Genomic DNA, 21213 nt, shown 5'->3' with positions numbered 1-21213 from the left:
GCAACAAATCAGTACACTTTGCCGCTCGTAAACCGCGCGACCGAAACCTTGACCACCAGCTACAACCTTTGGCTCGTTGCGCTGTCCGTGGCCATCGCCGTGGTCGCTGCCTACGCCACGCTCGGCCTGGCCGGACGGCTGGCCTACAGCCGCGACAAGTCCTGGCGCGGCTGGCTGGCCGGCGGCTCGCTGGCCATGGGGTTCGGCATCTGGGCCATGCACTTCGTTGGCATGCTGGCCTTGCGCGTGCCGATCGAGTTGAGTTACCAGGCGCTGTGGACCGGGCTGTCCATGCTGCCGGCCACGCTGGCCTCGGCCGGACTGCTGATGCTGATCCGCAAGGTGCCCAAGCCGCACGCCGGCCACATCCTGCTGGGTTCGGTGATCCTGGGCTCGGGCATCGGCGCCATGCACTACAGCGGCATGCTGGCGATCGAGCTGGCGCCGCCGATCCGCTTCGACTGGGGCATGGTGCTGGTGTCCGTGGGCGTGGCCGTGGGGCTGTCCATCGCTGGCGTCTGGTTGGCCTTCCGCCATGCGCGCCAGGCCGGCGCGGCCTGGACGCGTGCACTCGGCGCGCTGGTCATGGGCTGCACCGTGGCGGCCATGCACTACACCGGCATGGCGGCGGCACGCTTCGCCGAGAACTGCGTGAGCGTGCCCAGCGCCTGGGGCCTGCCGGGCACCGGACTGGCAGCAGCCGTCAGCGTGCTGGCCTTCGTGGTGCTGGGCTTCACCATCATCCTGACGGTGCTGGACGCGCGCATGAGCGAGCGCAACTCCGAGCTCATGCACGACCTCATGGCGGCCAAGGAGCAGGCCGAGCAGGCGGCGCGCGCCAAGAGCGACTTCCTGGCCAACATGAGCCACGAGATCCGCACGCCCATGAACGCCATCATCGGCATGTCGCTGCTGGCGCTGCAGACCGACCTCACGCCGCGCCAGCGCAACTACGTGGAGAAGGCGCACCGCGCGGCCAAGGGCCTGTTGGGCATCATCAACGACATCCTGGACTTCTCCAAGATCGAGGCCGGCAAGCTGACCATCGAGCAGGTGCCCTTCCGGCTGGACCAGGTGCTGGACGACCTGGCCAACCAGGTCGGCTTCAAGGCCGACGAGAAGGACCTGGAGCTGGTGTTCGACCTGCCCAGCGAGGTGCCGACCCTGCTGGTCGGCGACCCGCTGCGCCTGGGCCAGGTGCTGCTGAACCTGGCGAACAATGCGATCAAGTTCACCGACCGGGGCGAGGTGACGGTCAGCGTGCGTGCTCTGCGCGCCGATACCGGCCACGCCGAACTGCAGTTCCAGGTGCGCGACACCGGCATCGGCATGACGCCGGCCCAGGTGGAGAAGGTGTTCGAATCCTTCACCCAGGCCGACAGCTCGACCTCGCGCCGCTACGGCGGCACCGGGCTGGGGCTGGCGATCTCGCGCCACCTCGTCAGCCTCATGGACGGGCGCATCTGGGCCGAGAGCCAGCCCGGCAAGGGTTCGTGCTTCCAGTTCGTGCTGCCCTTCGTGCGCCAGACCGAGACCACCGACCAGGCCGCCCCGCGCATGCCGCTGGCGCAGCAGCTCGAGGGCCTGCGCGCGCTGGTGGTGGACGACAACGCCATGGCGCGCGACATCACGGCCGCGCTGGCGACCGAGATGGGGCTCAAGGTGGACACGGCGACCAGCGGCGAGGCGGCCGTGAAAGCCGCGGCCGAGGCGGCGCGCGGCGGCATGCCCTACGAGCTGCTGCTGGTGGACTGGAAGATGCCCGGCATCAGCGGCGTGGAGGCCCTGCGCCAGCTGCAGGAGCAGAAGGTGGACCATGCGCGCGCGAGCATCATGGTCACCGCCTATGCGCGCGAGGAGGTCATGGAGTCGGCCCGCTCGGCCGGCGTGTCCCTGCAGGCCGTGCTGACCAAACCGGTCACGCCCTCGACGCTGCTGGAAACCATCGGCGAGGTGCTCGCGCCCAAGGCCGCGACGGCGCAGGCCACGCCCACGCTGCTGCCGGGCGCTGCGGCCGCGGCGCTGGCCGGCGCGCGCGTGCTGCTGGTGGAAGACAACGCGCTCAACCAGGAGCTGGCGCTGGACCTGCTGGCACAGGCCGGCCTGCACGTGGTGGTGGCCGAGCATGGCCGTCAGGCGCTGGAGACGCTGGCGCGCGACGCCGATTTCGACGGCGTGCTGATGGACTGCCAGATGCCCGTGATGGACGGCTTCGAGGCGACGCGCGCGATCCGGGCCGAGGCGCGCTGGGCCAATCTGCCGGTGCTGGCCATGACCGCCAACGCCATGGCCGGCGACCGCGAGCGGGTGCTGGCGGCCGGCATGAACGACCACATCTCCAAGCCCATCGACGTGGACGAGATGTTCGTCACCATGGCGCGCTGGATCCGGCCCAAGGTGCGGCGCCCGGCCGTGGTGGCCAAGGCCGCCGCGCCCGTGCCGGCCAGCGGTGCGCCCGGCGCGCTGCCCGGCATCGACGTGGCCGGCGGCCTGCGCCGCACCCAGAACAACGCCCAGCTGTACCGCCGCATGCTGGACAAGTTCGCCAGCAGCAACGCGCGCTTCTCGCAGGCCTTCACGGCGGCGCTGGATGGCGGCGACCTGGCCCTGGCGGCGCGGCTGGCCCACACGCTGCGCGGCACGGCCGGCACCATCGGCGCCAACGGCGTCTGGGAGGCCGCCACCGAGCTGGAACTGGCCTGCAACCAGGGGCGCGCACGCGCGCAGCAAATGGCGGCGCTGGCCCGCGTGGGCCGGGAGCTGTCGCCCGTGCTGGCCGGCCTGGCCACGCTGCTGGCGCCGGCGGACGAGCCGGTCGTGCCCGTGGCCAGCGTGCCGCCGGCGCAGGCGCAGGCGCGCCTGCTGGAATTGGCGGGCGAACTGCGCGCGCTGCTGCTGGACTCCGACCCCGATGCCCTGAACCTCGGCGAGGCGCTGCGCGCGGCCGCCGCCGGCAGCAGCGCGCAGCCGGTCATGGAAGAGGTGATGGAAGCCGTGGGCGACTACCGCTTCGACGAGGCGCTGGACGCACTGGACCGCTGGAGCGCCCACCACGCCGGCGCCTGAAGCAGCTAGGCGATGGCCGGCGAATCGGCGCCGGAGGCCAGCACTTTGCCGCTGGCCGAGTGCAGCACCTTGGGGGCGCCGCTCTTTTCGCGTGCGGCGGCCTTGCGGCTGCGTGCGGCCTCGGCCTCTTCCTTGGCGCCCTTGACCATCTCGCACACCCAGTTGACCAGCACGTTGGTGTAGGACTGGCTCCAGGCCTTTTGCGACAGTGCGTGGTCCGCGCCCTTGATCACGCGGTAGGTCATGGAGTGGGCCTTCTGGAAGGCGTCCAGGTAGTTCTTGATGACCGGGTGCGGCACCATGGTGTCGAACTCCGACTCGACCAGCAGCACGTCGCCTTCGAACTGCGCGGCGGCCGACAGCGCCCGGTTGCTGGCCGGCGCGACCACGCTGTTGCGGTAGGCCACGAGCTCCTCGCGGCTCAAGGCGCGTTTGGGCACCAGCCAGTCTTCGTCCTTGTAGAGCGCCGGCACGCGCAGACCGAGCCAGCGCACGGGGCGCAGGGTGGACAGGATGGCTGCCAGGTAACCGCCGTAGCTGCTGCCGACCACCGCCACGGCCGAGCCGTCCACCGAGGGGTGGCCGACCAGCACGTCGTATGCCGCGAGCATGTCGGCGAGGTTATCCTCGCGCGTGACGGCGTCGCGGGCGGCGCGGTCCTGGGCGTGGCCGCGCAGGTCGAAGGTCAGGCAGATGCAGCCCAGCGCGGCGATCTCGTGGGCCCGCGCGATGTACTGCTCCTGGCTGCCGTCCCAGCCATGCACGAGCATAACGCCGGGCATCAGGCTGTTGGGCCCGACCAGGGTGCCGGCGATGCTGCGGTCGCCGACCGGGATGTGGATGCTGTTATGCCGGGTGGTGGTCATCGCTCGCCGTGACGGTGTATTTGGTGAGCGGGCCGACCTGGTCGTCCACACCGCGGAAATAGACCACCGCGCCGGGCGGCAGCGTCTCGCACGGGCCGAAAACCTCGTAGCCGCTGGCGCGCACGACCTGGCGCTGCGGGTCGGCCTGGAACGCCTCCAGCGCGGCGATCTCCGCGCCGGTGGCGCCGCCGGCGCGCCAGGACTGCTCCAGCACGCCGGAGCGCCACTGCCCGTCCGGCATCAGGCCCTGGGCCACGTCGTAGTTGATGCGCGAGGCGAAGAAGCCCGGGAACGCGGCCTGGGCGGCGCTGTCGTACAGCAGTGCCTGCTCGACCGCGGTGCGCACCTCGGGCGCCAGCACGAGCGACAGCAGCGCCTGGAAATCCCCGCGCACCACGGTCAGATCCGAGCCACCGTAGACCTCGGCGCCCTGGTGGTTGTGCGTCAGCCGCTGTTGGCCGAAGTAGGTCGCCACCATGCCGGCCACGTGCACCTGGCCGACGCTGAGCGTCTGCACCTCACGCAGGTTCTGCTCGATGACCACGCCGTCCTGCGCGAGCATCTCGTCGGCAATGCCGGCCAGGCAGGCGTCGAAGGCCGCGCGGTCCCGGGCCACGGTCTGCCCGTTGCCACCGGTTTCGCGCACCAGCTTGATGCGGACCGGGCCGGCCTGCAGCAGTTCTTCGGCCGCCACCGCCGCATCGGCGCGCGTGAAGGCCGTGTAGCCGGGCAGCACGGCGTCGCCGACCATGCGGCTGAAGGCAGGGTTCCAGCCTTCGGGTGCCTGGGCGTCGGCCGCGACCAGCGGATGGGTGATGGCCTTGGTCGAGACGAAGGGGTAGGGCACCACGCCGCCGAAGAAGTCCTCGCGGCCGTGGATGCCCAGGGCCTGCGCGCGCTCGGTGCCGACCAGCGTATCGCTGGGCACGAGGTAGACCGGGCCCAGCGGCGCCTGGGCGAATTCCTCGGACACCGCGTAGCCCTTGAGGCGGGCCAGGCGGCGCACCACCTCCATGCGCGTCATCTGCTCATGGGCGCTGGCGTAGCCGCGCAGGCCCTGGGTGTAGGCCATGGCCGTGCCGGCACCGCGCGGGGCAGCAGGCCCAGCCGGGCAGGCCAGTGGCCCGGCCCGCTCGGCGGGCAGGGCGCTCATGGCGGCCAGGGGGGACGGGAGCAATGTCATCGGGCACCTCGTGCGGTCAAAGTGCCCCACTGTCGCCAAGGTGGCGCACGGTCTGCCATCCGCCGATCCCGTCATCGCGCGTCGGTGCCGGCCTACGCCCCGGCGCGCGACAATCGTGCGGTGACCGAATCCGACATCCTTTCCCTGCTGCGCCTGCCGGCCATCGCCGATGCCGAGGACAGTGCGCAAGCCCTGCGTCTGCAGCAACTGCTGGACGACAAGACCAAGCCGCCCGGATCCCTGGGCCGCATCGAGCAACTGGCCCAGCAACTGGGCCTGATCCTGGCCAGCGAGGCGCCCGTGCTGCAGGCGCCGCAGATGCTGGTGTGCGCGGCCGACCACGGTCTGGCGGCGCAAGGCGTGTCGGCCTTCCCGCAGGAAGTGACGCGCCAGATGGTGGAGAACTTCCTGGCCGGCGGCGCGGCCGTGAGCGTGCTGGCGCGCCAGCACGGCATCGCGCTGACGGTGGTCGATTGCGGCGTGGCGCACGATTTCGGCGGCGACCGGCCCGGCCTGCGCGTGCGCAAGGCGGCGCCCGGCACGGCCGATGCCTCGCTCGGCCCGGCCATGCGCGCGGCCGAGTGCGCCCAGGCCATCGCCCACGGCATGGACCTGGTGCGCGAGTTGCCCGGCAATGCACTGCTGCTGGGCGAGATGGGCATCGCCAACACCTCGGCCGCCACGCTGCTGACCGCCCGCCTGACCGGCCACGAGGTGGCGGCCTGCACCGGCTCGGGCACCGGCCTGGTCGGCCCGGCGCTGGCGCACAAGCTGCGCGTGCTGCAGTCCGTCTATCTGCGCCATGCCGATGCGCGCACGCCGCTGGCGGCGCTGGCGGCCTTCGGCGGCCTGGAGATCGCCACGCTGGTCGGCGTGCTGCTGCAGGGCGCGCGCGAACGCCGGGTGCTGGTGGTGGACGGCTTCATCACCACCGCGGCCGTGCTAGTGGCGCAGGCGCTGGCGCCGGCCGTGCGCGGCTACTGCGTGTTCTCGCACTTGTCGGGCGAGCGCGGCCACGCGATCGCGCTGGCGCACCTGGGCGTGCGGCCCCTGCTGGATCTGGGCCTGCGTCTGGGCGAAGGCTCGGGCGCTGCGCTGGCCTGGCCGTTGCTGCAGTCGGCCAGCCTGTTGTTGCGCGAAATGGCCAGTTTCGCGGGCGCAGGTGTGTCCAAGCGCGGCGAACTGGCCGTTTAGACTTTCCCGATGGCCCACGACGCTTCCCTGCAGACCTTGGCGGCGCTCGTGGTCGAGGCCAGCGACAACGCGGTCGTGGTCTGCGGCCCCGATCTGCGCACGCTGTACGTCAACCCCGGCTTCTGCCGGCTGATGGGCTACCAGCTCGAGGATCTGAAGGGCAAGCGCCCGGCCGACGTGCTGGCCGGCCCCTCGACCGATCTGCAGGCCCTGGCCGCCGCGCGCGATCCGGAGCGGCCCGCCAACTTCCGGCTCGAGCTGCTGCTGTACACGCGTGCCGGCCAGCCGCTGTGGGTGTCGATCACCAGCAACGTGGTGCGTGATGACCAGGGCAGCGTGCAGTACATCTGTTCGATGTTCTCGGACATCACGCTGACCAAGGTGCACGAAGTGCTGCAGCACCGCGTGCTCGACGCCATGGTGCACGAGCTGCCGGTGGCCGCGCTGATGGACCTGGTCTGCGAGGAGGTCGAGCGCATCGCGCCCGAGCTCTTCTGCACCGTGCTGGATGTGGACGATTTCGGCCGGCTGCATCCCCTGGCCGGCCCCAGCCTGCCGAGGGCACTGGGCGAGGCACTGGACGGTCTGCCGATCGGGCCGCAGACCGGCGGCGGCGGGGCGGCGGCCTGGACCGGCGCCGACGTGGAGGTCGTCGACATTGCGGCCGATCCGGCCTGGCAGGGCCTGCTGCACCTGGTGCTGCCGCAGGGCCTCAAGGCCTGCTGGGCCTGCCCGGTGCGGGCCAGCGACGGCACCGTGGTCGGCGTCTTCGGCCTGTACTTCGCCAGTTGCCGGGGGCCCAGCGCGTTCCACCGCAGCCTGGCCGGGATCTGCGTGCGCCTGTGCGCGCTGGCGCTGGAGCGCGAGCGCGCCCGGCTGCGCATGGAGCGCCTGGCCAGCGTCGACATGCTGACCGGCCTGGCCAACCGCATCGCGCTCAAGTCGCGCGCGACGCAGCTGCTCGAGGAGCTGGCCGGCAAGGGCGCGCCCATGGCCGTGCTGTGCCTCGACCTGGACCGCTTCCGGCTCGTCAACGAGACCCAGGGCCCGGACAGCGGCGACCAGCTGCTGCGCGAAACCGCGCGGCGGCTGATGGGCTGCGTGCGCAGCATCGACCTGACCGGCCGGCTCGGCGGCGACGAGTTCGCGGTCATCCTGCCGTCCTGTCCGGTGCGGCAGGCGGCGACCGCGGCCGAGCGGCTGCTCGCGGCGGTGGCGGCACCGCTGGTGCTGCCGGGTGCGACGCTGCAACCGACCGCCAGCATCGGCGTGGCCATGTTCCCCGATGACGGCACGGACGTGGACACCTTGCTGCACCACGCCGACATGGCGCGCACGCAGGCCAAGCTGGGCGGGCGCGGCGGCGCGCGCTTCTTCAACGAGGAGATGCAGCAGCGCACGCGCGAGCGCGTGGCGCTGGAGGCCGCGCTGCGCCTGGGCCTGCGCGACGGCGGCCTGCGCCTGCACTACCAGCCGCAGATCGACCGGCGCTCGGGCAGCCTGTACGGCGTGGAAGCACTGGCGCGCTGGTCGCACCCGCAGCTGGGCGAGATTCCGCCGGCGCGCTTCATCCCGCTCGCCGAGGAAGCCGGCCTGGTGGCCGAACTGGGCCGCTGGGCGCTGGGCGAGGCCTGCCGCCAGATGGCGCAGTGGCGGCGCGCGGGCATCCCGGTGCCGCGCGTGGCCGTGAACCTGTCCACGCGCAACTTCGAGGAAGAGGGGCTGGTGCCCATGGTGGCCGGCCTGCTGGACGCCCATGGCCTGGTGCCCGGCGACCTCACGCTGGAGATGACCGAGAGCATGCTGCTGGACGCCACGCCCAGCGTGCTGGCCGCGCTGCAGGCGCTGCGCGCCATGGGCGTGCACCTGTCGCTGGACGACTTCGGCACCGGCTACTCCAGCCTGAGCTACCTGCACCGCCTGCCGATCCACGAGCTCAAGCTCGACCAGAGCTTCGTGCGCGACCTGGCGGACAACGCCACCGCGCGTGCGCTGACCAACACCATCCTGCGCATCGGCGACAGCCTGAAGCTCACGGTGGTGGCCGAGGGCGTGGAGAACACGTTGCAGGCGCAGCTGCTGGCCGAGCGCGGCAGCACCATCGTGCAGGGCTACCTGTACGGCCGGCCCATGCCGGCGCAGGCGCTGGCCGACTGGATCGCGGGCAAGCCGCAGCAGTAGGGCTCAGGGCGCGACGGTCTTGGGTTCGTAATCGCACCACGGCGCCACGCTGCAGCGCCAGCATTGGGGCTTGCGCGCCTGGCACACGTAGCGGCCGTGCAGGATCAGCCAGTGGTGCGCGTCGACTAGGTAGCGCGGCGGCACGCGCGCGAGCAGGCCTTGCTCGACCTTGTCCGGGGTCTTGCCCGGCGCGAGGCCCGTGCGGTTGGCGACGCGGAAGATGTGCGTGTCCACGGCCATGGTCGGTTCGCCGAAGGCCACGTTGAGCACCACGTTGGCGGTCTTGCGGCCCACGCCGGGCAGGGCCTGCAGCGCCTCGCGCGTGCGCGGCACCTCGCCGCCATGGCGTTCGACCAGGATCTGGCAGGTGGCCAGCAGGTTCTTCGCCTTGGTGCGGTACAGGCCGATGGTGCGGATGTAGCTCTCCAGACCCTCCAGGCCCAGCGCCAGGATCTTTTGCGGCGTGTTGGCCACGGGGTAGAGCCGGCGCGTGGCCTTGTTCACGCCCACGTCGGTGGCCTGGGCCGACAGCAGCACGGCGGCCAGCAGCTCGAACACGCTGGTGTATTCGAGCTCCGTGACGGGTGTCGGGTTCGCTTGCTGCAGTGTGGCGAAGAACTGCGCGATGTCGTCGGATGTCATGGCGCGGCAGTGTAGGAGCACGGCCGCGTGCCCGCGGGGTGCCCTCCTACAATGGCCGGCTTGCCAGGAGACTGCCCCGCCATGCATTTCGACTTCGCCAACCCCTATCCCTCCGTGCGCACGCCGGTGTTCGCACGCAATGTCTGCAGCACGTCGCATCCGCTGGCCGCGCAGGCCGGCCTGCGCATGCTGCAGCAGGGCGGCAACGCGGTCGACGCCGCGGTCGCTGCGGCCGCGGTGATGACCATCGTCGAGCCGGTCAGCAACGGCCTGGGATCGGACGCCTTCTGCATCCTGTGGGACGGCCGGCAGCTGCACGGCCTCAACGCCTCGGGCCGCGCGCCGGCCAGCTGGTCGCCGGGCTATTTCCAGGCCAAGTACGGGAAGGACGCGGCCCATCCGCCCAAGCGCGGCCTGGACTCCGTCACCGTGCCGGGTGCCGTGAGCGCCTGGGCGGCACTGTCCGAACGATTCGGCAAGCTGCCCTTCGCCGACCTCATCGCGCCGGCCATCGACATCGCCGAGCGCGGCTACCTGCTGCCCGTGGTGGTGCAGCAGAAATGGGAAGCCGCGACCGAGGAACTGCGCAGCCAGCCCGGCTTCGCCGACGCCTTCCTGCCCTGGGGCCGGGCGCCGCGCGTGGGCGAGCTGTTCCAGTTCAAGGCCGCGGCGCGCGGCTTGCGCGCGATTGCGCAAACGCGTGGCGCAGCCTTCTACGGCGGCGAGATCGCGGCCGCCATCGCCAGATTCTCGGCCGCGCACGGCGGCAGCCTCACGGCGCAGGATTTCGCGGCCTACCAGCCCGAGTGGGTGACGCCGCTCGCGCGCAACTACCGCGGCCACACGCTGCACGAGATCCCTCCCAACGGGCAGGGCATCGCGGCGCTCATCGCGCTCGGCATCCTCGAGAAGTTCGACATCGCCGGCATGGAAGTGGACGGCGTGGATTCGCAGCACGTGCAGATCGAGGCCATGAAGCTGGCCTTCGCCGACGTCTACCGCTACGTGGGCGAGCCCGGCAGCATGGAGGTCACGGCCGAGCAGCTGCTGGACGACGCTTACCTGAGCGAGCGCGCCAAGCTGATCGACCTGGGCCGCGCGCAGGACTTCGGCGCCGGTAACCCGGTCAAGGGTGGCACCATCTACCTGACCGCGGCCGACGAGAACGGCATGATGGTCAGCTTCATCCAGAGCAACTACATGGGCTTCGGCTCGGGCGCGGTGGAGCCGGACTTCGGCATCAGCCTGCAGAACCGCGGCCACGGCTTCGCGCTGGCGCCGGGCCACAACCAGGTGGCGCCGGGCAAACGGCCGTTCCACACCATCATCCCCGCCTTCCTGACCAAGGACGGCGAGCCGGTCATGAGCTTCGGCGTGATGGGCGCCAACATGCAGCCCCAGGGCCATGTGCAGACCCTGGTGCGCATGCTGGACTACGGCCAGAACCCGCAGGCCGCCTGCGATGCGCCGCGCTGGCGCTACAACGCCGGCCTGGAGCTCAACGTCGAGTCCGCCATGCGCAGTGCCACCATCGAAGGCCTGGCCGCCCGCGGCCACCGCATGGAGGTGATCCAGGACTCCTACCAGGACTTCGGCGCCGGCCAGTTCATCTGGCGCGCCGGCGATCCCAAGGTCGAGGGCTACGTGGCTGCCAGCGATGCGCGCCGCGACGGCCTGGCCGCGGGCTTCTGATACCCACGAAAGACACGCATGCAATTCGCCGACCGTCTCCAGAACGTCGAAACCTCCGCCATCCGCGAGCTGTTCAAGCTGCTGGGCAAGCCCGGCATCATCAGCTTCGCCGGCGGCTTTCCCGACCCCTCGCTGTTCGATGTCGAAGGCATCCGCGAAGCCACGGCCGCCGTGCTGCGCGACACCCCTGGCCCGGTGCTGCAGTACGGCGCCACCGAGGGCTATGGTCCGGCGCGCGAGCAACTGGCCCGCTTCATGGCCGGCAAGGGCGTGCAGGTCGCGCCCGAGGGCCTGATCGTGACCACGGGCAGCCAGCAGGCGCTGGATCTGATCGGCAAGACCATGATCTCGCCCGGCGACAAGGTCATCGTCGAGGCGCCGACCTTCCTGGCCACGATCCAGTGCTTCCGCCTGTATGGCGCCCACGTGATCGGCGCGCCCATCGATGCCGACGGCGTGCTGGTCGAGCCGCTCGAGCGCCTGATCGCGGAGCACCGCCCCAAGCTGGTTTATCTGATCCCGAACTTCGGCAACCCGCATGGCGCCATGCTGAGCCTGGAGCGCCGCCGCCGCATCCTGGAGATTGCCGCGCGCACCGGCACGCTGGTGGTCGAGGACGACCCCTATGGCGAGCTGTACTTCGACCAGCCCGCGCCGCCCTCGCTGCTGGCGCTGTCCGCGCAGGTGCCGGGCAGCCGCGAATGGCTCGCGCACTGCGGCTCCATGAGCAAGATCCTGTCGCCCGGTCTGCGCGTGGGCTGGCTCATCGCCCAGCCGGCGCTGCTGGCCAACGCGACCATGTGCAAGCAGTTCAGCGATGCCCACACCTCCAACCTCACCCAGGCCACGGCCGCGCACTATCTGACGCTGAACCGCCTGGAAGGCGCGCTGGACCAGGTGCGCAAGGTCTACGCCGAGCGCGCGCGCGTGATGGCCGCGCGCCTGCGCGCCGAATTGGGCGACGCGATCACCTTCGATGCGCCCAAGGGCGGCATGTTCTTCTGGGCCCGGCTGACCGGCGGCCGCGACGCGAGCGCGTTCGCGCAGCGCGCGATCGAGAAGCTCGTGGCCTTCGTGCCCGGCGCGCCGTTCTTCGCGCACGACCCCGACCTGTCCACGCTGCGGCTGAGCTTTGCCACGGCCGACGTGGCGAAGATCGAGGAAGGCATCGCGCGGCTGGGCCAGGCCCTGTGATGAAGGGCGGTGGTGGCGGTCTGGTCTATTCGACCGAGGCCGGCCGCATGTGCCCGGCCTGCCGCCAGCCCGTGGCGCAGTGCGTCTGCAAGAAAGCGTCCGCTGCGCCGCAGGGCGATGGCACGGTGCGCGTGCGCCTGGAAACCAAGGGCCGCAAGGGCAAGGGCGTGACCGTGGTGTGGGGTGTCCCCGTCGACGAGGATGGCCTGCAGAAACTGGGCAAGCAGCTCAAGGCCGCCTGTGGCACGGGCGGCACGGTCAAGGACGGCCAGATCGAGGTGCAGGGCGACCACGTCAGCCAGGTCATGGAAGCCCTGCGCAAGCAGGGCTACCAGGTCAAGCGCGCTGGCGCTTAGGCGCCTGCAGCCTCCTCGGCCAGCGCTTGTCGCACGGCCGGCCGTTGCGCCATGCGCTCCATGTGGTCGCGCGTGGCCGGCAGGCCGGCCAGGTCCACGCCGTCGCCTTCCAGCCAGCCGGCGATCGTGAACAGGTAGGCGTCGGCCACGGAGTACTGTGCGCCCATGACCCAGGGGCCGCGCAGCATCTGCGCCTCGATGAGCTCGAAGCACTCGCGCATGTTGGAGGCGACCTTGCGCTGCATGGATTCGTGGGCCGACTTGTCGTCGGCCCAGCGCGCGCCGCGGAAGCGGTGGGCATGGGCCACGTGCACGGTCGAGCACAGGTAGCTGTTGAAGGCCTGCAGCTCGGCGAACGCAAAGGCGTCGTCCAGCGGTGCGAGGCGGGCTTGCGGTGCGCTTTGGGCGATGAAGGCGAGGATGGCAGGCGTTTCCGTCAGCGCGCCGCGTTCGGTGACGAGGGCCGGCACCCGGCCCTTGGGGTTGATCGCCAGGTAGGCGGGCTGGCGCTGTTCGCCCTCGGCGAAGTTCAGCCGCTGGGTGCGGTAGGGCAGGCCGCTTTCCGCCAGGGCGATGTGGGAAGCGCGTGCGCAGGTCTTGGGGGCGTAGTAGAGCGTCAGCATGGTGGATGTCTCGTCATGGGAACGGGCGCGAGTGTAGGCGGCGACCTGCAGGCAGCCTTGTCCTACAGGCTGGCGGGCGTTCGGGGTGCGGACGGCGCCGGTGCCGTCCGGCGCGCCGGCGGCTGTACCGTTCCTAGACTTCGGAACATCGTCAGCCAGAACACGAGAGGTTCACCATGTCTGTGCAATACCGCAACGAACGCTTCCAGCGCAGCCGGCCCTTCGCGTACTTCGGGCTGGTCTGCGCCCTGGCCGTGGGCGCTGCCAGCGCCCAGGTCGCGACGTCGACCCAGACGGGCATCGACAACTCCGGCAGCTACGAGCGTGAACGCGCCGCCTGCCTGAGCGGGGCCACGCCGCAGGCGCAGGACACCTGCCTGCGCGAGGCCGCCAACGCCCAGGCCGACAAGCGCAAAGGCGAGCTGCAGACGCAGGGCCAGGACCAATTGACGGCCAATGCCATGCGCCGCTGCGACGCGCTGGGCGGCGAAGACCATGCCGCCTGCACGGCGCGCGTCCTGGGCTACGGCAACCAGAGCGGCAGCGTGGGCGGCGGCGGCGTGATCCGCGAGGTCGAGACGGTGGTCGTGCCGCCCGGCCAGACCGAAGTGACCATCGAGCCCAAGACCGAGAACCCGGTGCTGGTGGTGCCGCGCTGAGGCGCGGCCGCGCTCAGCGTGCGGCGCGCACGCGGCGGTCGTCGCGGGCCTGTGCGAGCAGGGGTGCCACGGCCTCGGGCGCAAGGCCGTACTGGTCGGCAAACACCGCTTCGCTGAGCCCGCCCAACTCGAACGCGCGCAGCAGGGCCTCGCGCCGGGCGATGTCGGCGGCCTGGTCCTGGTCCGCGGCGTCCAGCAGAGCGGCCAGCGTGTCGGGATTCACCTTGGCTGTGGCCGCATAGCCGGCGCGGTCCAGCCCGCTCTGCACGAACAGTTCGCGCACGCGCGCACGCAGCGCAGGCTGCAAATCTTCCTTGCTGCGGGCCTGGCGGCGCTTGAACAGCTCGACCAGGGCATGGTGCTGGTGGTCCAGCGCCAGCGGCGCGACGGGATGGCCGTCCAGGTCGTGGCGCTGGTCGCCACGCGCCAGGCTCTCGAGATAGCGCGATGAACGCGCGTGCTGGCCCAGCGCCTCCTTCAGTGCGGCAGGGTCGAACAGGCCCGCATGGCGCTCCATGAGGTCCTGGAAAGTGCCGAGCTTGAGCGGGCGGAAGCGCGCACCGAACAGCGCCGGGTGCAGTTCGGCCAGCTGCTCCAGCAGCGGGTGGACCGGACGGCCCTGCGGGCGCTGCTGCTGGCCTTTGCGGCCGGGCTGGCGGCGACGCTTGCGTTGCTGCGAGGGTGCGTCGGCGGGGGCCGAAGAGGTGGTGGAGGCGTCAGTCATTGCGGGGGCGATTGTAGGAAGCCGGCCGTTGTCACAACCGTTTGCAAATTTCTGGGTCGGAACGTGCATACGTCACGTTGCGTGCGTGCCCATGTCACGCGGTGTTCATCGGGTGCTCCTTACACTTTCGTTGCCCGAACGCAACAGGAGCCGCGCCATGCCATCCCCCCACGACGCCCCGCCTTCCGCCCCGTCCTTCGCCGCCTTCGCACGGCATGAAGGCCAGCAGTTCATGCAGCGCCTGGCAGGCCGTGGCGTGGTCCGGTCGGACGCCGCGCCGCAGGCTCCGGAGGCCGCCGACGGCCAGGGCGACTGGCCCGACCTGGACCAGCGCGTGCGCGCCGTCGGAGAGTGGTGAGCGCCTGCATCAGCCCTGGTGCACCTGCGCCAGGATCTCGTAGGACCGCACACGGGCCGCGTGGTCGAAGATCTGCGTGGCGACCATCAACTCGTCCGCGCCCGTGCGGGCAATGAATTCCTTCAACTGGCGACGCACCGTGTCCGGTGAACCGATCGCCGCCGCACTCATGGTCTGGGCCAGGATGGCCTGCTCGGGCCCCGTGAGTTGCTCCAGATAACCCGGCTTGGGCGGCTGCAGCCGCGACGGCCGGCCGCTGCGCAGGTTGACGAAGGCCTGCTGCATGGAACTGGCGAGCAGCTGCGCTTCTTCGTCGGTGTCGGCGGCGAACACCCCCATCCCCAGCATCACGTGCGGCTTGGCCAGTTGGGCCGAAGGCTTGAAGCGCGCGCGGTAGATCGCGATGGCGTCCATCATCGCGGCCGGCGCGAAGTGCGAGGCGAAGGCGTAGGGCAGGCCCAGCTCCGCGGCCAGCTGGGCCCCGAACAGGCTGGAGCCCAGGATCCAGATCGGCACCTGCAGCCCGGTGCCCGGGATCGCCTGGATGCGCGCATGGGCGGCCTGGGGCGAGAGGTAGTGCATGAGCTCCACCACGTCCTGCGGAAACTGGTCGGGCGACTCGAAGGCATCGCGGCGCAGCGCGCGCGCCGTGGCCTGGTCCGAGCCCGGCGCGCGGCCCAGGCCCAGGTCGATGCGGCCGGGAAACAGCGACTCCAGCGTGCCGAACTGCTCGGCGATCACGAGCGGCGAGTGGTTGGGCAGCATGATGCCGCCCGCGCCCACACGGATGGTCTTGGTGCCGCCCGCCACATGGGCGATGACGACCGAGGTCGCGGCGCTGGCGATGCCGGGCATGCCATGGTGCTCGGCCAGCCAGAAGCGCTGGTAGCCCAGGCGCTCGGCGTGCTGCGCCAGGTCGCGGCTGTTGTGGAAGGCCTGGGCGGCGTCGCCGCCTTCCACGATGGGGCAGAGGTCGAGTACGGAAAGTGCGGTCATGGCCGGCGATGCTAGCCAGACCCGCGAAACCGTGCTGGCGTGGTGCTTCAGGCACCCAGCCGGGCGGCCAGGTCATTGAAGTCGCGGCAGTGCAGGTCGTTGCCAGGCTGTGGCGACACGTCCTTGGGCTGGTCCGCACCGAATTCCAGCGGACGCTCGATGTAGGCCGTCTGCAGGCCGCAGGCGCGCGCGGCGGCCAGGTCGCTGTGGTGCGCGGCCACCAGCATGACCTCGCCGGGCGGCAGGTCGAACACACGCGCCACGCCGAGGTAGGTGGCCGGGTCCGGCTTGTAGGCCCGGAACACCTCGGCCGACAGGATGCAGTCCCAGGGCAGGCCGGCGCGCTTGGCCATGTTGGTCAGGAGGCCGATGTTGCCGTTGGACAGCGTGCAGATGGTGTAGTGCCGCTTCAGGCGCGCCAGGCCGTTCAGCACGTCGGGCCAGGGGTCCAGCCGGTGCCAGGCCTTGTTGAGCTGCCGCCGTGCGTCCTCCGGCATGGCCTGCAGGCCGAAGCGCGGCAGGATCTCGTCCAGGATCAGGCGGTGCAGGTCGTCGATCAGCGTCCAGCCCAGCGCGCCCGAGCGCACGCGTTCCATGGCCGGCTGGTAGCCGGCACGCCAGGCCCGCGCGAAAGCCGCGCCATCGACCTGCGGATGCAGCGCGCGGATCTCGCGGGCGATGCTGCCGTGCCAGTCGACCACCGTGCCGAAGGTGTCAAAGGCCAGCACGGCGGGTGGCTGTGGCATGCGCAGTCTCCTTTTCGTTCGTGCTTTACATCCCATTCATGACCAAATGTTTCAAGCCGGTGTATCGTTGCGCGCTGGCCGCGGGCATCGCATTTGCTTGTGGTCCGGGAACCCCGCCATTGTGTCTGGTTTGCAAAGCTGGTACGTCGCGGGCCGTGGATGGGAACTCACCGGAGCCGGCCCGATCCACCGTGGCGCCCTCGCTGCCATGCCCGATCCGGCCGTTCCGGTTTCGAGAGCACGCCGTCCCCCACAGGTCTCTTCCATGCCGATTCTGAAACCTTTCTTGCGTCCCCGTGACCTGTGCCTGCCGCTGCTGTTGGCACTGCTGGCCGCCGCCGGCTGTTCGCGCGGCACGGGCGAGAGCAAGGCCGCTGCACCGGCCGCCGCACCCCAGGCCAAGGACGTGGGCGTGGTGACGCTCAAGACCGAGCGCATGCCGGTCACGACCGAACTGGCCGGCCGCACCGTGGCACCCGTGATCGCGCAGATCCGGCCGCAGGTCGGTGGCATCGTGCAGCAGCGCCTGTTCACCGAAGGCTCGAACGTCAAGGCCGGCCAGGTGCTCTACCAACTGGACCCGGCCAGCTTCGAGGCCACGGCCGCGAGCGCGCGCGCGGCCGTGCGCCGCGCCGAGACCACGCTGGCCACGGCCCGCAGCGTGGCCAGGCGCAATGCCGAGCTCGTCAAGATCGACGCCATCAGCCAGCAGGTCAACGAGCAGACCCAGGCCGCCGCCGAGCAGGCCGAGGCCGATGTGGCCGTGGCGCGCGCGGCCGAGCAGACCGCCCGCATCAACCTCGCGCGCACGCGCATCGTCGCGCCCATCAGCGGCTGGATCGAGCTGTCCAGCGTGACGGCCGGCGCGCTGGTCACGGCCGACCAGGCCACGCCGCTGACCACGATCCAGCAGCTCGATCCGATCAACGTGCACGTGACGCAGTCCAGCGCCGAGCTGCTGCGCTTGAAGCGCGAACTGGCCAGCGGCCGCCTGTCGCGCGGCCGCGCCGACGAGGCGCCGATCCGCGTGCTGCTGGAGGACGGCAGCGTCTACCCCCATGCCGGCAGGCTGACCTTCGCCGGCGTGACCGTGGATGCCGGCACCGGCAGCGTGACGCTGCGCGCGGTGGTGCCCAACCCCGACCGCATGCTGATGCCCGGCATGTACGTGCGCGCCGTGCTCGAGGAGGGCGTGGCCGAGGACGCGCTGCTGGTGCCGCAGCAGGCCGTGACGCGCGCGCCGGATGGCAGCGCCTCGGCGCTCGTGGTGGGGCCGGACGACAAGCTGGTCAAGCGCCCCGTGACGGTCGGCCGCGCCGTGGCCAACCGCTGGCAGGTGCTCGATGGCCTGCAGGCCGGCGACCGCGTGCTGGTCGAGGGCTCGCAGCGCGCGCGCGCCGGCGACCTGGTGCGTGCCAGCGAGGTGACGCCCAAGGCCGGCACCGGTGCGCCGGCGCCGGTCAACGGCAAGGGCGGTCCCGGACCGGGCCCGGTGGCCAGCGCCAGCCCGCTGGTCGACGCCAAGATCGTGCGCTGAGCGCCGGGAGACCCGTCCATGGCGCAGTTCTTCATCGAGCGCCCCATCTTCGCGTGGGTGCTGTCCATCATCGTGATGCTCGCGGGTCTGCTGTCGATCCGCACGCTGCCGCTCGAGCAATACCCCGACATCGCGCCGCCGCGCGTGTCCGTGGGTTCCACCTACACGGGCGCCTCGGCCAAGACGGTCGAGGACTCGGTGACCCAGATCATCGAGCAGCAGATGAAGGGCCTGGACAACCTGCTCTACATGCAGAGCAGCAGCAACTCCTCGGGCCAGTCGCGCATCACGCTGACCTTCGCGCCCGGCACCGACATCGACGTGGCCCAGATGCAGGTGCAGAACAAGATGCAGCCCGCCATGTCGCGGCTGCCGCAGCAGGTGCAAAGCCGCGGCGTGTTCGTGACCAAGGGCGGCAACGACTTCCTGATGGTCATCGCCTTCTACTCGGGCGACGGCAGCGCTTCGGCCGTGGACGTGGGCGACTACATCACGAGCAACCTCGTGGACGTGATCAGCCGCGTCGATGGCGTGGGCGACGTGCAGGTGCTGGGCACGGGCTACGCGATGCGCATCTGGCTGGACCCGGACAAGCTGCGCAAGTACGCGCTGATGCCGTCGGACATCAACAGCGCGCTGCAGGCGCAGAACGCCCAGGTCTCGGCTGGCCAGCTCGGCGCACTGCCGGCCGTGGCCGAGCAGCAGCTCACGGCCACCATCACCGCGCGCAGCAAGCTGGAGACGCCCGAGCAGTTCGGCAACGTGGTGCTGCGCGTGACGCCGGACGGCGCCGTCGTGCGCCTGAAGGACGTGGCCCGGCTCGAACTCGGCGCCGAGAACCTGACGGTGCGCTCCATCCTGCGCGGCCGCCCGGGCGCCGGCATGGGCATCGTGCTGGCCGATGGTGCCAACGCCGTCAAGGTGGCCGAGGCCGTCAACGCCAAGATTGCCGAGCTGCAGCCGTTCTTCCCGAACCAGCTCGAGAGCTTCGTGACCTACGACACCACGCCCTTCGTGAGTGCATCCATCGAGGAGGTCGTCAAGGCCTTGTTCGAAGCCGTGCTGCTGGTCGTGATCGTCATGTACGTGTTCCTGCAGAACTTCCGCGCCACCTTGATTCCGGCGATCACGGTGCCCGTGGTGCTGCTGGGCACCTTCGGCGTGCTGTCGGCGGCCGGCTATTCGATCAACACGCTGACCATGTTCGCCATGGTGCTGGCCATCGGCCTCCTGGTGGACGATGCCATCGTGGTGGTGGAGAACGTCGAGCGCGTGATGAGCGACGAAGGCCTCTCGCCCAAGGAGGCCACCAAGAAATCCATGGCCGAAATCACGCCGGCACTGATCGGCATCGCGCTGGTGCTGTCGGCCGTGTTCATTCCCATGGCCTTCTTCGGCGGCTCCACGGGCGTGATCTACCGCCAGTTCTCCATCACCATCGTCTCGTCCATGGTGCTGTCGGTGCTGGTGGCGCTGTCGCTCACGCCCGCGCTGTGCGCCACGCTGCTCAAGCCCATTCCCAAGGGCGCGCACAGCCCGCACGGCGCGGCGCCGCGGCGCGGGCCGCTGGGCTGGGTGGACCGCTTCTTCGTCAAGTTCAACCATGGCTTCGACCGCAGCGCCGGTGCCTACCAGGGCGCGGTGGGCGGGATCCTCAAACGCGGCAAGCGCAGCCTGGTCGTCTATGCGCTGATCCTGGCCGGCGTGACGGTGCTGTTCATGCGCCTGCCCACGGCCTTTCTGCCCGACGAGGACCAGGGCTTCGTGACCGTGCAGATGAACCTGCCGCCCGGCGCGTCCAACGCCCGGCTGCAACCCGTCGTGAACCAGGTGCAGGAGTACTTCGCCCAGCAGCCCGAGGTGGTCAGCGTGAACGTGCTGACCGGCCAGAACGGCGATCAGAGCTCGGCACGCGCCTTCGTCAAGCTCAAGGAGTGGGACGAGCGCACCGAGGCTTCGGCCTCGGCCGCTGCGATCGCGGCGCGGGCCGGCCGCGAACTCGGCAAGATCCGCGACGCGCGCATCATCGTGCAACTGCCGCCGGCGGTGCGCGGCCTGGGCGCGGCCTCGGGCTTCAACTTCTTCTTGAAGGACATCAACGGCCTGGGCCATGACGCGCTGGTGGCCGCGCAGCGCAAGACCCTGGAGCTGCTGCAGGCCCGGCCCGAACTGCGCAACGTGCGCATGAACGGCCTGGAAGACACGCCAGAGTTCCGCATCGACATCGACGACGCGCGCGCCGGCGCATTGAGCCTGGCCACCAGTGCCGTGGACAGCACGCTGTCCACGGCCATGGGCGGCACCTATGTCAACGACTTCCTGAACAACGGCCGCGTCAAGCGCGTCTACATGCAGGGCGACACGGCCTTCCGCATGCTGCCGTCCGACATCGAGCGCTGGAGCGTGCGCAACAGCCTGGGCCAGATGGTGCCCTTCCATGCCTTCTCGAGCTCGCGCTGGAGCTATGGCTCGCCGCAGCTGGCGCGCTACAACGGCGCACCCGCCTACGAGTTCACGGGCGACGCCGCGCCAGGCGTCAGTTCGGGTGCCGCCATGGCGATCGTGGAAGAGATCATGCGCGAGATGCCGGCCGGCATCGACTACGAGTGGACCGGCGCCTCCTACCAGGAGCGGCTGTCGGGCGCCCAGGCGCCGTTGCTCTACGCCATCTCCATCCTGTTCGTCTTCCTGTGCCTGGCGGCGCTGTACGAGAGCTGGTCCGTGCCGTTCTCGGTGATCCTGGTGGTGCCGCTGGGCATCATCGGCGCGCTGCTGTTCACGAGCATGCGCGGGCTGACCAACGACGTGTACTTCCAGGTCGGGCTGCTGACCACGGTGGGCCTGTCGTCCAAGAACGCGATCCTGATCGTGGAATTCGCCAAGCAATTGCAGGAGCAGGGGCGCAGCGTGTTCGACGCCACCATGGAGGCGGTGCGTCTGCGCTTGCGGCCCATCCTGATGACCTCGCTGGCCTTCGGTTTCGGCGTGCTGCCGCTGGCCATCGGCACTGGTGCCGGCGCTGGCGGCCGCGTGGCCATCGGGACCGCCGTCCTGGGCGGCATGGCCATCGGCACGGCGCTGGGTATCTTCTTCGTGCCGCTGTTCTTCGTGCTGATCCGCGGCTGGCTGGAACGGCGTGGCCAGCGCAAGCAGGCGGCCGAGCCGCCGCAGCTGGCCGAACAGGGAGGCCGCTGAC

General features: G+C 70.7%; 17 protein-coding genes. 10 read left to right on the top strand and 7 right to left on the bottom strand.

What is annotated here, in order from left to right; translation table 11 throughout:
• Positions 1-48: 48 nt before the first annotated feature.
• The gene (locus IE209_RS29650; protein WP_189690490.1) at positions 49-3066 is read left to right on the top strand and encodes a response regulator; all 3018 of its coding nucleotides are present in this window, start codon (positions 49-51) and stop codon (positions 3064-3066) included.
• A 5-nt stretch (positions 3067-3071) separates the two neighbouring features.
• Here IE209_RS29650 and IE209_RS29645 read toward each other — a convergent pair whose 3' ends face one another.
• A complete protein-coding gene (locus tag IE209_RS29645; protein WP_189690489.1) occupies positions 3072-3932 on the bottom strand; it encodes an alpha/beta hydrolase family protein in 861 nt (286 codons plus the stop codon).
• A complete protein-coding gene (locus IE209_RS29640) occupies positions 3913-5085 on the bottom strand; it encodes a DUF3182 family protein (protein WP_189690488.1) in 1173 nt (390 codons plus the stop codon). Before IE209_RS29640 ends, IE209_RS29645 begins: the two co-directional genes overlap by 20 nt.
• A gap of 150 nt (positions 5086-5235) precedes the next feature.
• Here IE209_RS29640 and cobT point away from each other — a divergent pair, with 150 nt between their 5' ends.
• Positions 5236-6309, top strand: a complete 1074-nt coding sequence (cobT, locus tag IE209_RS29635) for a nicotinate-nucleotide--dimethylbenzimidazole phosphoribosyltransferase (RefSeq protein WP_189690506.1) — start codon at positions 5236-5238, stop codon at positions 6307-6309.
• Between the two features lie 9 nt (positions 6310-6318).
• Positions 6319-8490 carry a sensor domain-containing protein gene (locus tag IE209_RS29630; protein WP_189690487.1) on the top strand — a complete coding sequence of 724 codons (2172 nt, stop codon included), beginning with the start codon at positions 6319-6321 and terminating at the stop codon, positions 8488-8490.
• A gap of 3 nt (positions 8491-8493) precedes the next feature.
• Here IE209_RS29630 and nth read toward each other — a convergent pair whose 3' ends face one another.
• Positions 8494-9132 (bottom strand): endonuclease III, encoded by a 639-nt coding sequence (gene nth / locus IE209_RS29625; protein WP_189690486.1) that lies wholly within the window; start codon positions 9130-9132, stop codon positions 8494-8496.
• An 81-nt stretch (positions 9133-9213) separates the two neighbouring features.
• On the opposite strand from nth, the gene IE209_RS29620 reads away from it, so the two are divergent.
• Genes IE209_RS29620 through IE209_RS29610 form a run of 3 tightly spaced genes read left to right on the top strand, consistent with a single transcriptional unit; the run spans position 9214 to position 12374 of the window.
• Complete coding sequence (locus IE209_RS29620) at positions 9214-10824, top strand: gamma-glutamyltransferase family protein (protein WP_189690485.1); 1611 nt, start codon at positions 9214-9216, stop codon at positions 10822-10824.
• Positions 10825-10842: 18 nt separating this feature from the next.
• On the top strand, positions 10843-12018 hold the full coding sequence (locus IE209_RS29615) for an aminotransferase-like domain-containing protein (protein ID WP_189690484.1): 1176 nt from the start codon (positions 10843-10845) through the stop codon (positions 12016-12018).
• Positions 12018-12374 (top strand): translation initiation factor Sui1, encoded by a 357-nt coding sequence (locus tag IE209_RS29610; RefSeq protein WP_189690483.1) that lies wholly within the window; start codon positions 12018-12020, stop codon positions 12372-12374. Before IE209_RS29615 ends, IE209_RS29610 begins: the two co-directional genes overlap by 1 nt.
• Here IE209_RS29610 and IE209_RS29605 read toward each other — a convergent pair.
• The gene (locus tag IE209_RS29605; protein ID WP_189690482.1) at positions 12371-12997 is read right to left on the bottom strand and encodes a glutathione S-transferase family protein; all 627 of its coding nucleotides are present in this window, start codon (positions 12995-12997) and stop codon (positions 12371-12373) included. The two genes, IE209_RS29610 and IE209_RS29605, sit on opposite strands and share 4 nt — an antisense overlap.
• A 176-nt stretch (positions 12998-13173) precedes the next feature.
• Between IE209_RS29605 and IE209_RS29600 the strand changes: the two genes are divergently transcribed.
• Positions 13174-13656 carry a hypothetical protein gene (locus IE209_RS29600; RefSeq protein WP_189690481.1) on the top strand — a complete coding sequence of 161 codons (483 nt, stop codon included), beginning with the start codon at positions 13174-13176 and terminating at the stop codon, positions 13654-13656.
• 13 nt (positions 13657-13669) lie between these two features.
• On the opposite strand, the gene IE209_RS29595 is transcribed toward IE209_RS29600, so the two are convergent.
• Positions 13670-14380, bottom strand: coding sequence for a ProQ/FinO family protein (locus IE209_RS29595; RefSeq protein ID WP_189690480.1), 711 nt, complete (start codon positions 14378-14380; stop codon positions 13670-13672).
• A 157-nt stretch (positions 14381-14537) separates the two neighbouring features.
• Between IE209_RS29595 and IE209_RS29590 the strand changes: the two genes are divergently transcribed.
• Positions 14538-14738, top strand: a complete 201-nt coding sequence (locus tag IE209_RS29590; RefSeq protein WP_189690479.1) for a hypothetical protein — start codon at positions 14538-14540, stop codon at positions 14736-14738.
• A 9-nt stretch (positions 14739-14747) separates the two neighbouring features.
• On the opposite strand, the gene IE209_RS29585 is transcribed toward IE209_RS29590, so the two are convergent.
• Entirely contained in the window at positions 14748-15734 is a 987-nt protein-coding gene (locus IE209_RS29585) for an LLM class flavin-dependent oxidoreductase (protein ID WP_189690478.1), read from the bottom strand.
• A gap of 47 nt (positions 15735-15781) precedes the next feature.
• Complete coding sequence (locus IE209_RS29580) at positions 15782-16480, bottom strand: haloacid dehalogenase type II (protein ID WP_189690477.1); 699 nt, start codon at positions 16478-16480, stop codon at positions 15782-15784.
• A 286-nt stretch (positions 16481-16766) separates the two neighbouring features.
• Between IE209_RS29580 and IE209_RS29575 the strand changes: the two genes are divergently transcribed.
• Positions 16767-18017, top strand: a complete 1251-nt coding sequence (locus IE209_RS29575; protein ID WP_229883129.1) for an efflux RND transporter periplasmic adaptor subunit — start codon at positions 16767-16769, stop codon at positions 18015-18017.
• An 18-nt stretch (positions 18018-18035) separates the two neighbouring features.
• Positions 18036-21212, top strand: a complete 3177-nt coding sequence (locus IE209_RS29570; RefSeq protein ID WP_189690475.1) for an efflux RND transporter permease subunit — start codon at positions 18036-18038, stop codon at positions 21210-21212.
• Position 21213: the final 1 nt, after the last annotated feature.

The sequence above is a fragment of the Pseudorhodoferax aquiterrae genome (assembly GCF_014652235.1).
In the GTDB taxonomy this organism is placed as follows: domain Bacteria; phylum Pseudomonadota; class Gammaproteobacteria; order Burkholderiales; family Burkholderiaceae_C; genus Pseudorhodoferax; species Pseudorhodoferax aquiterrae.
The sequence above is the reverse complement of the archived record's forward strand: the minus strand, read 5'-3'. Positions and strand labels throughout refer to the sequence as shown.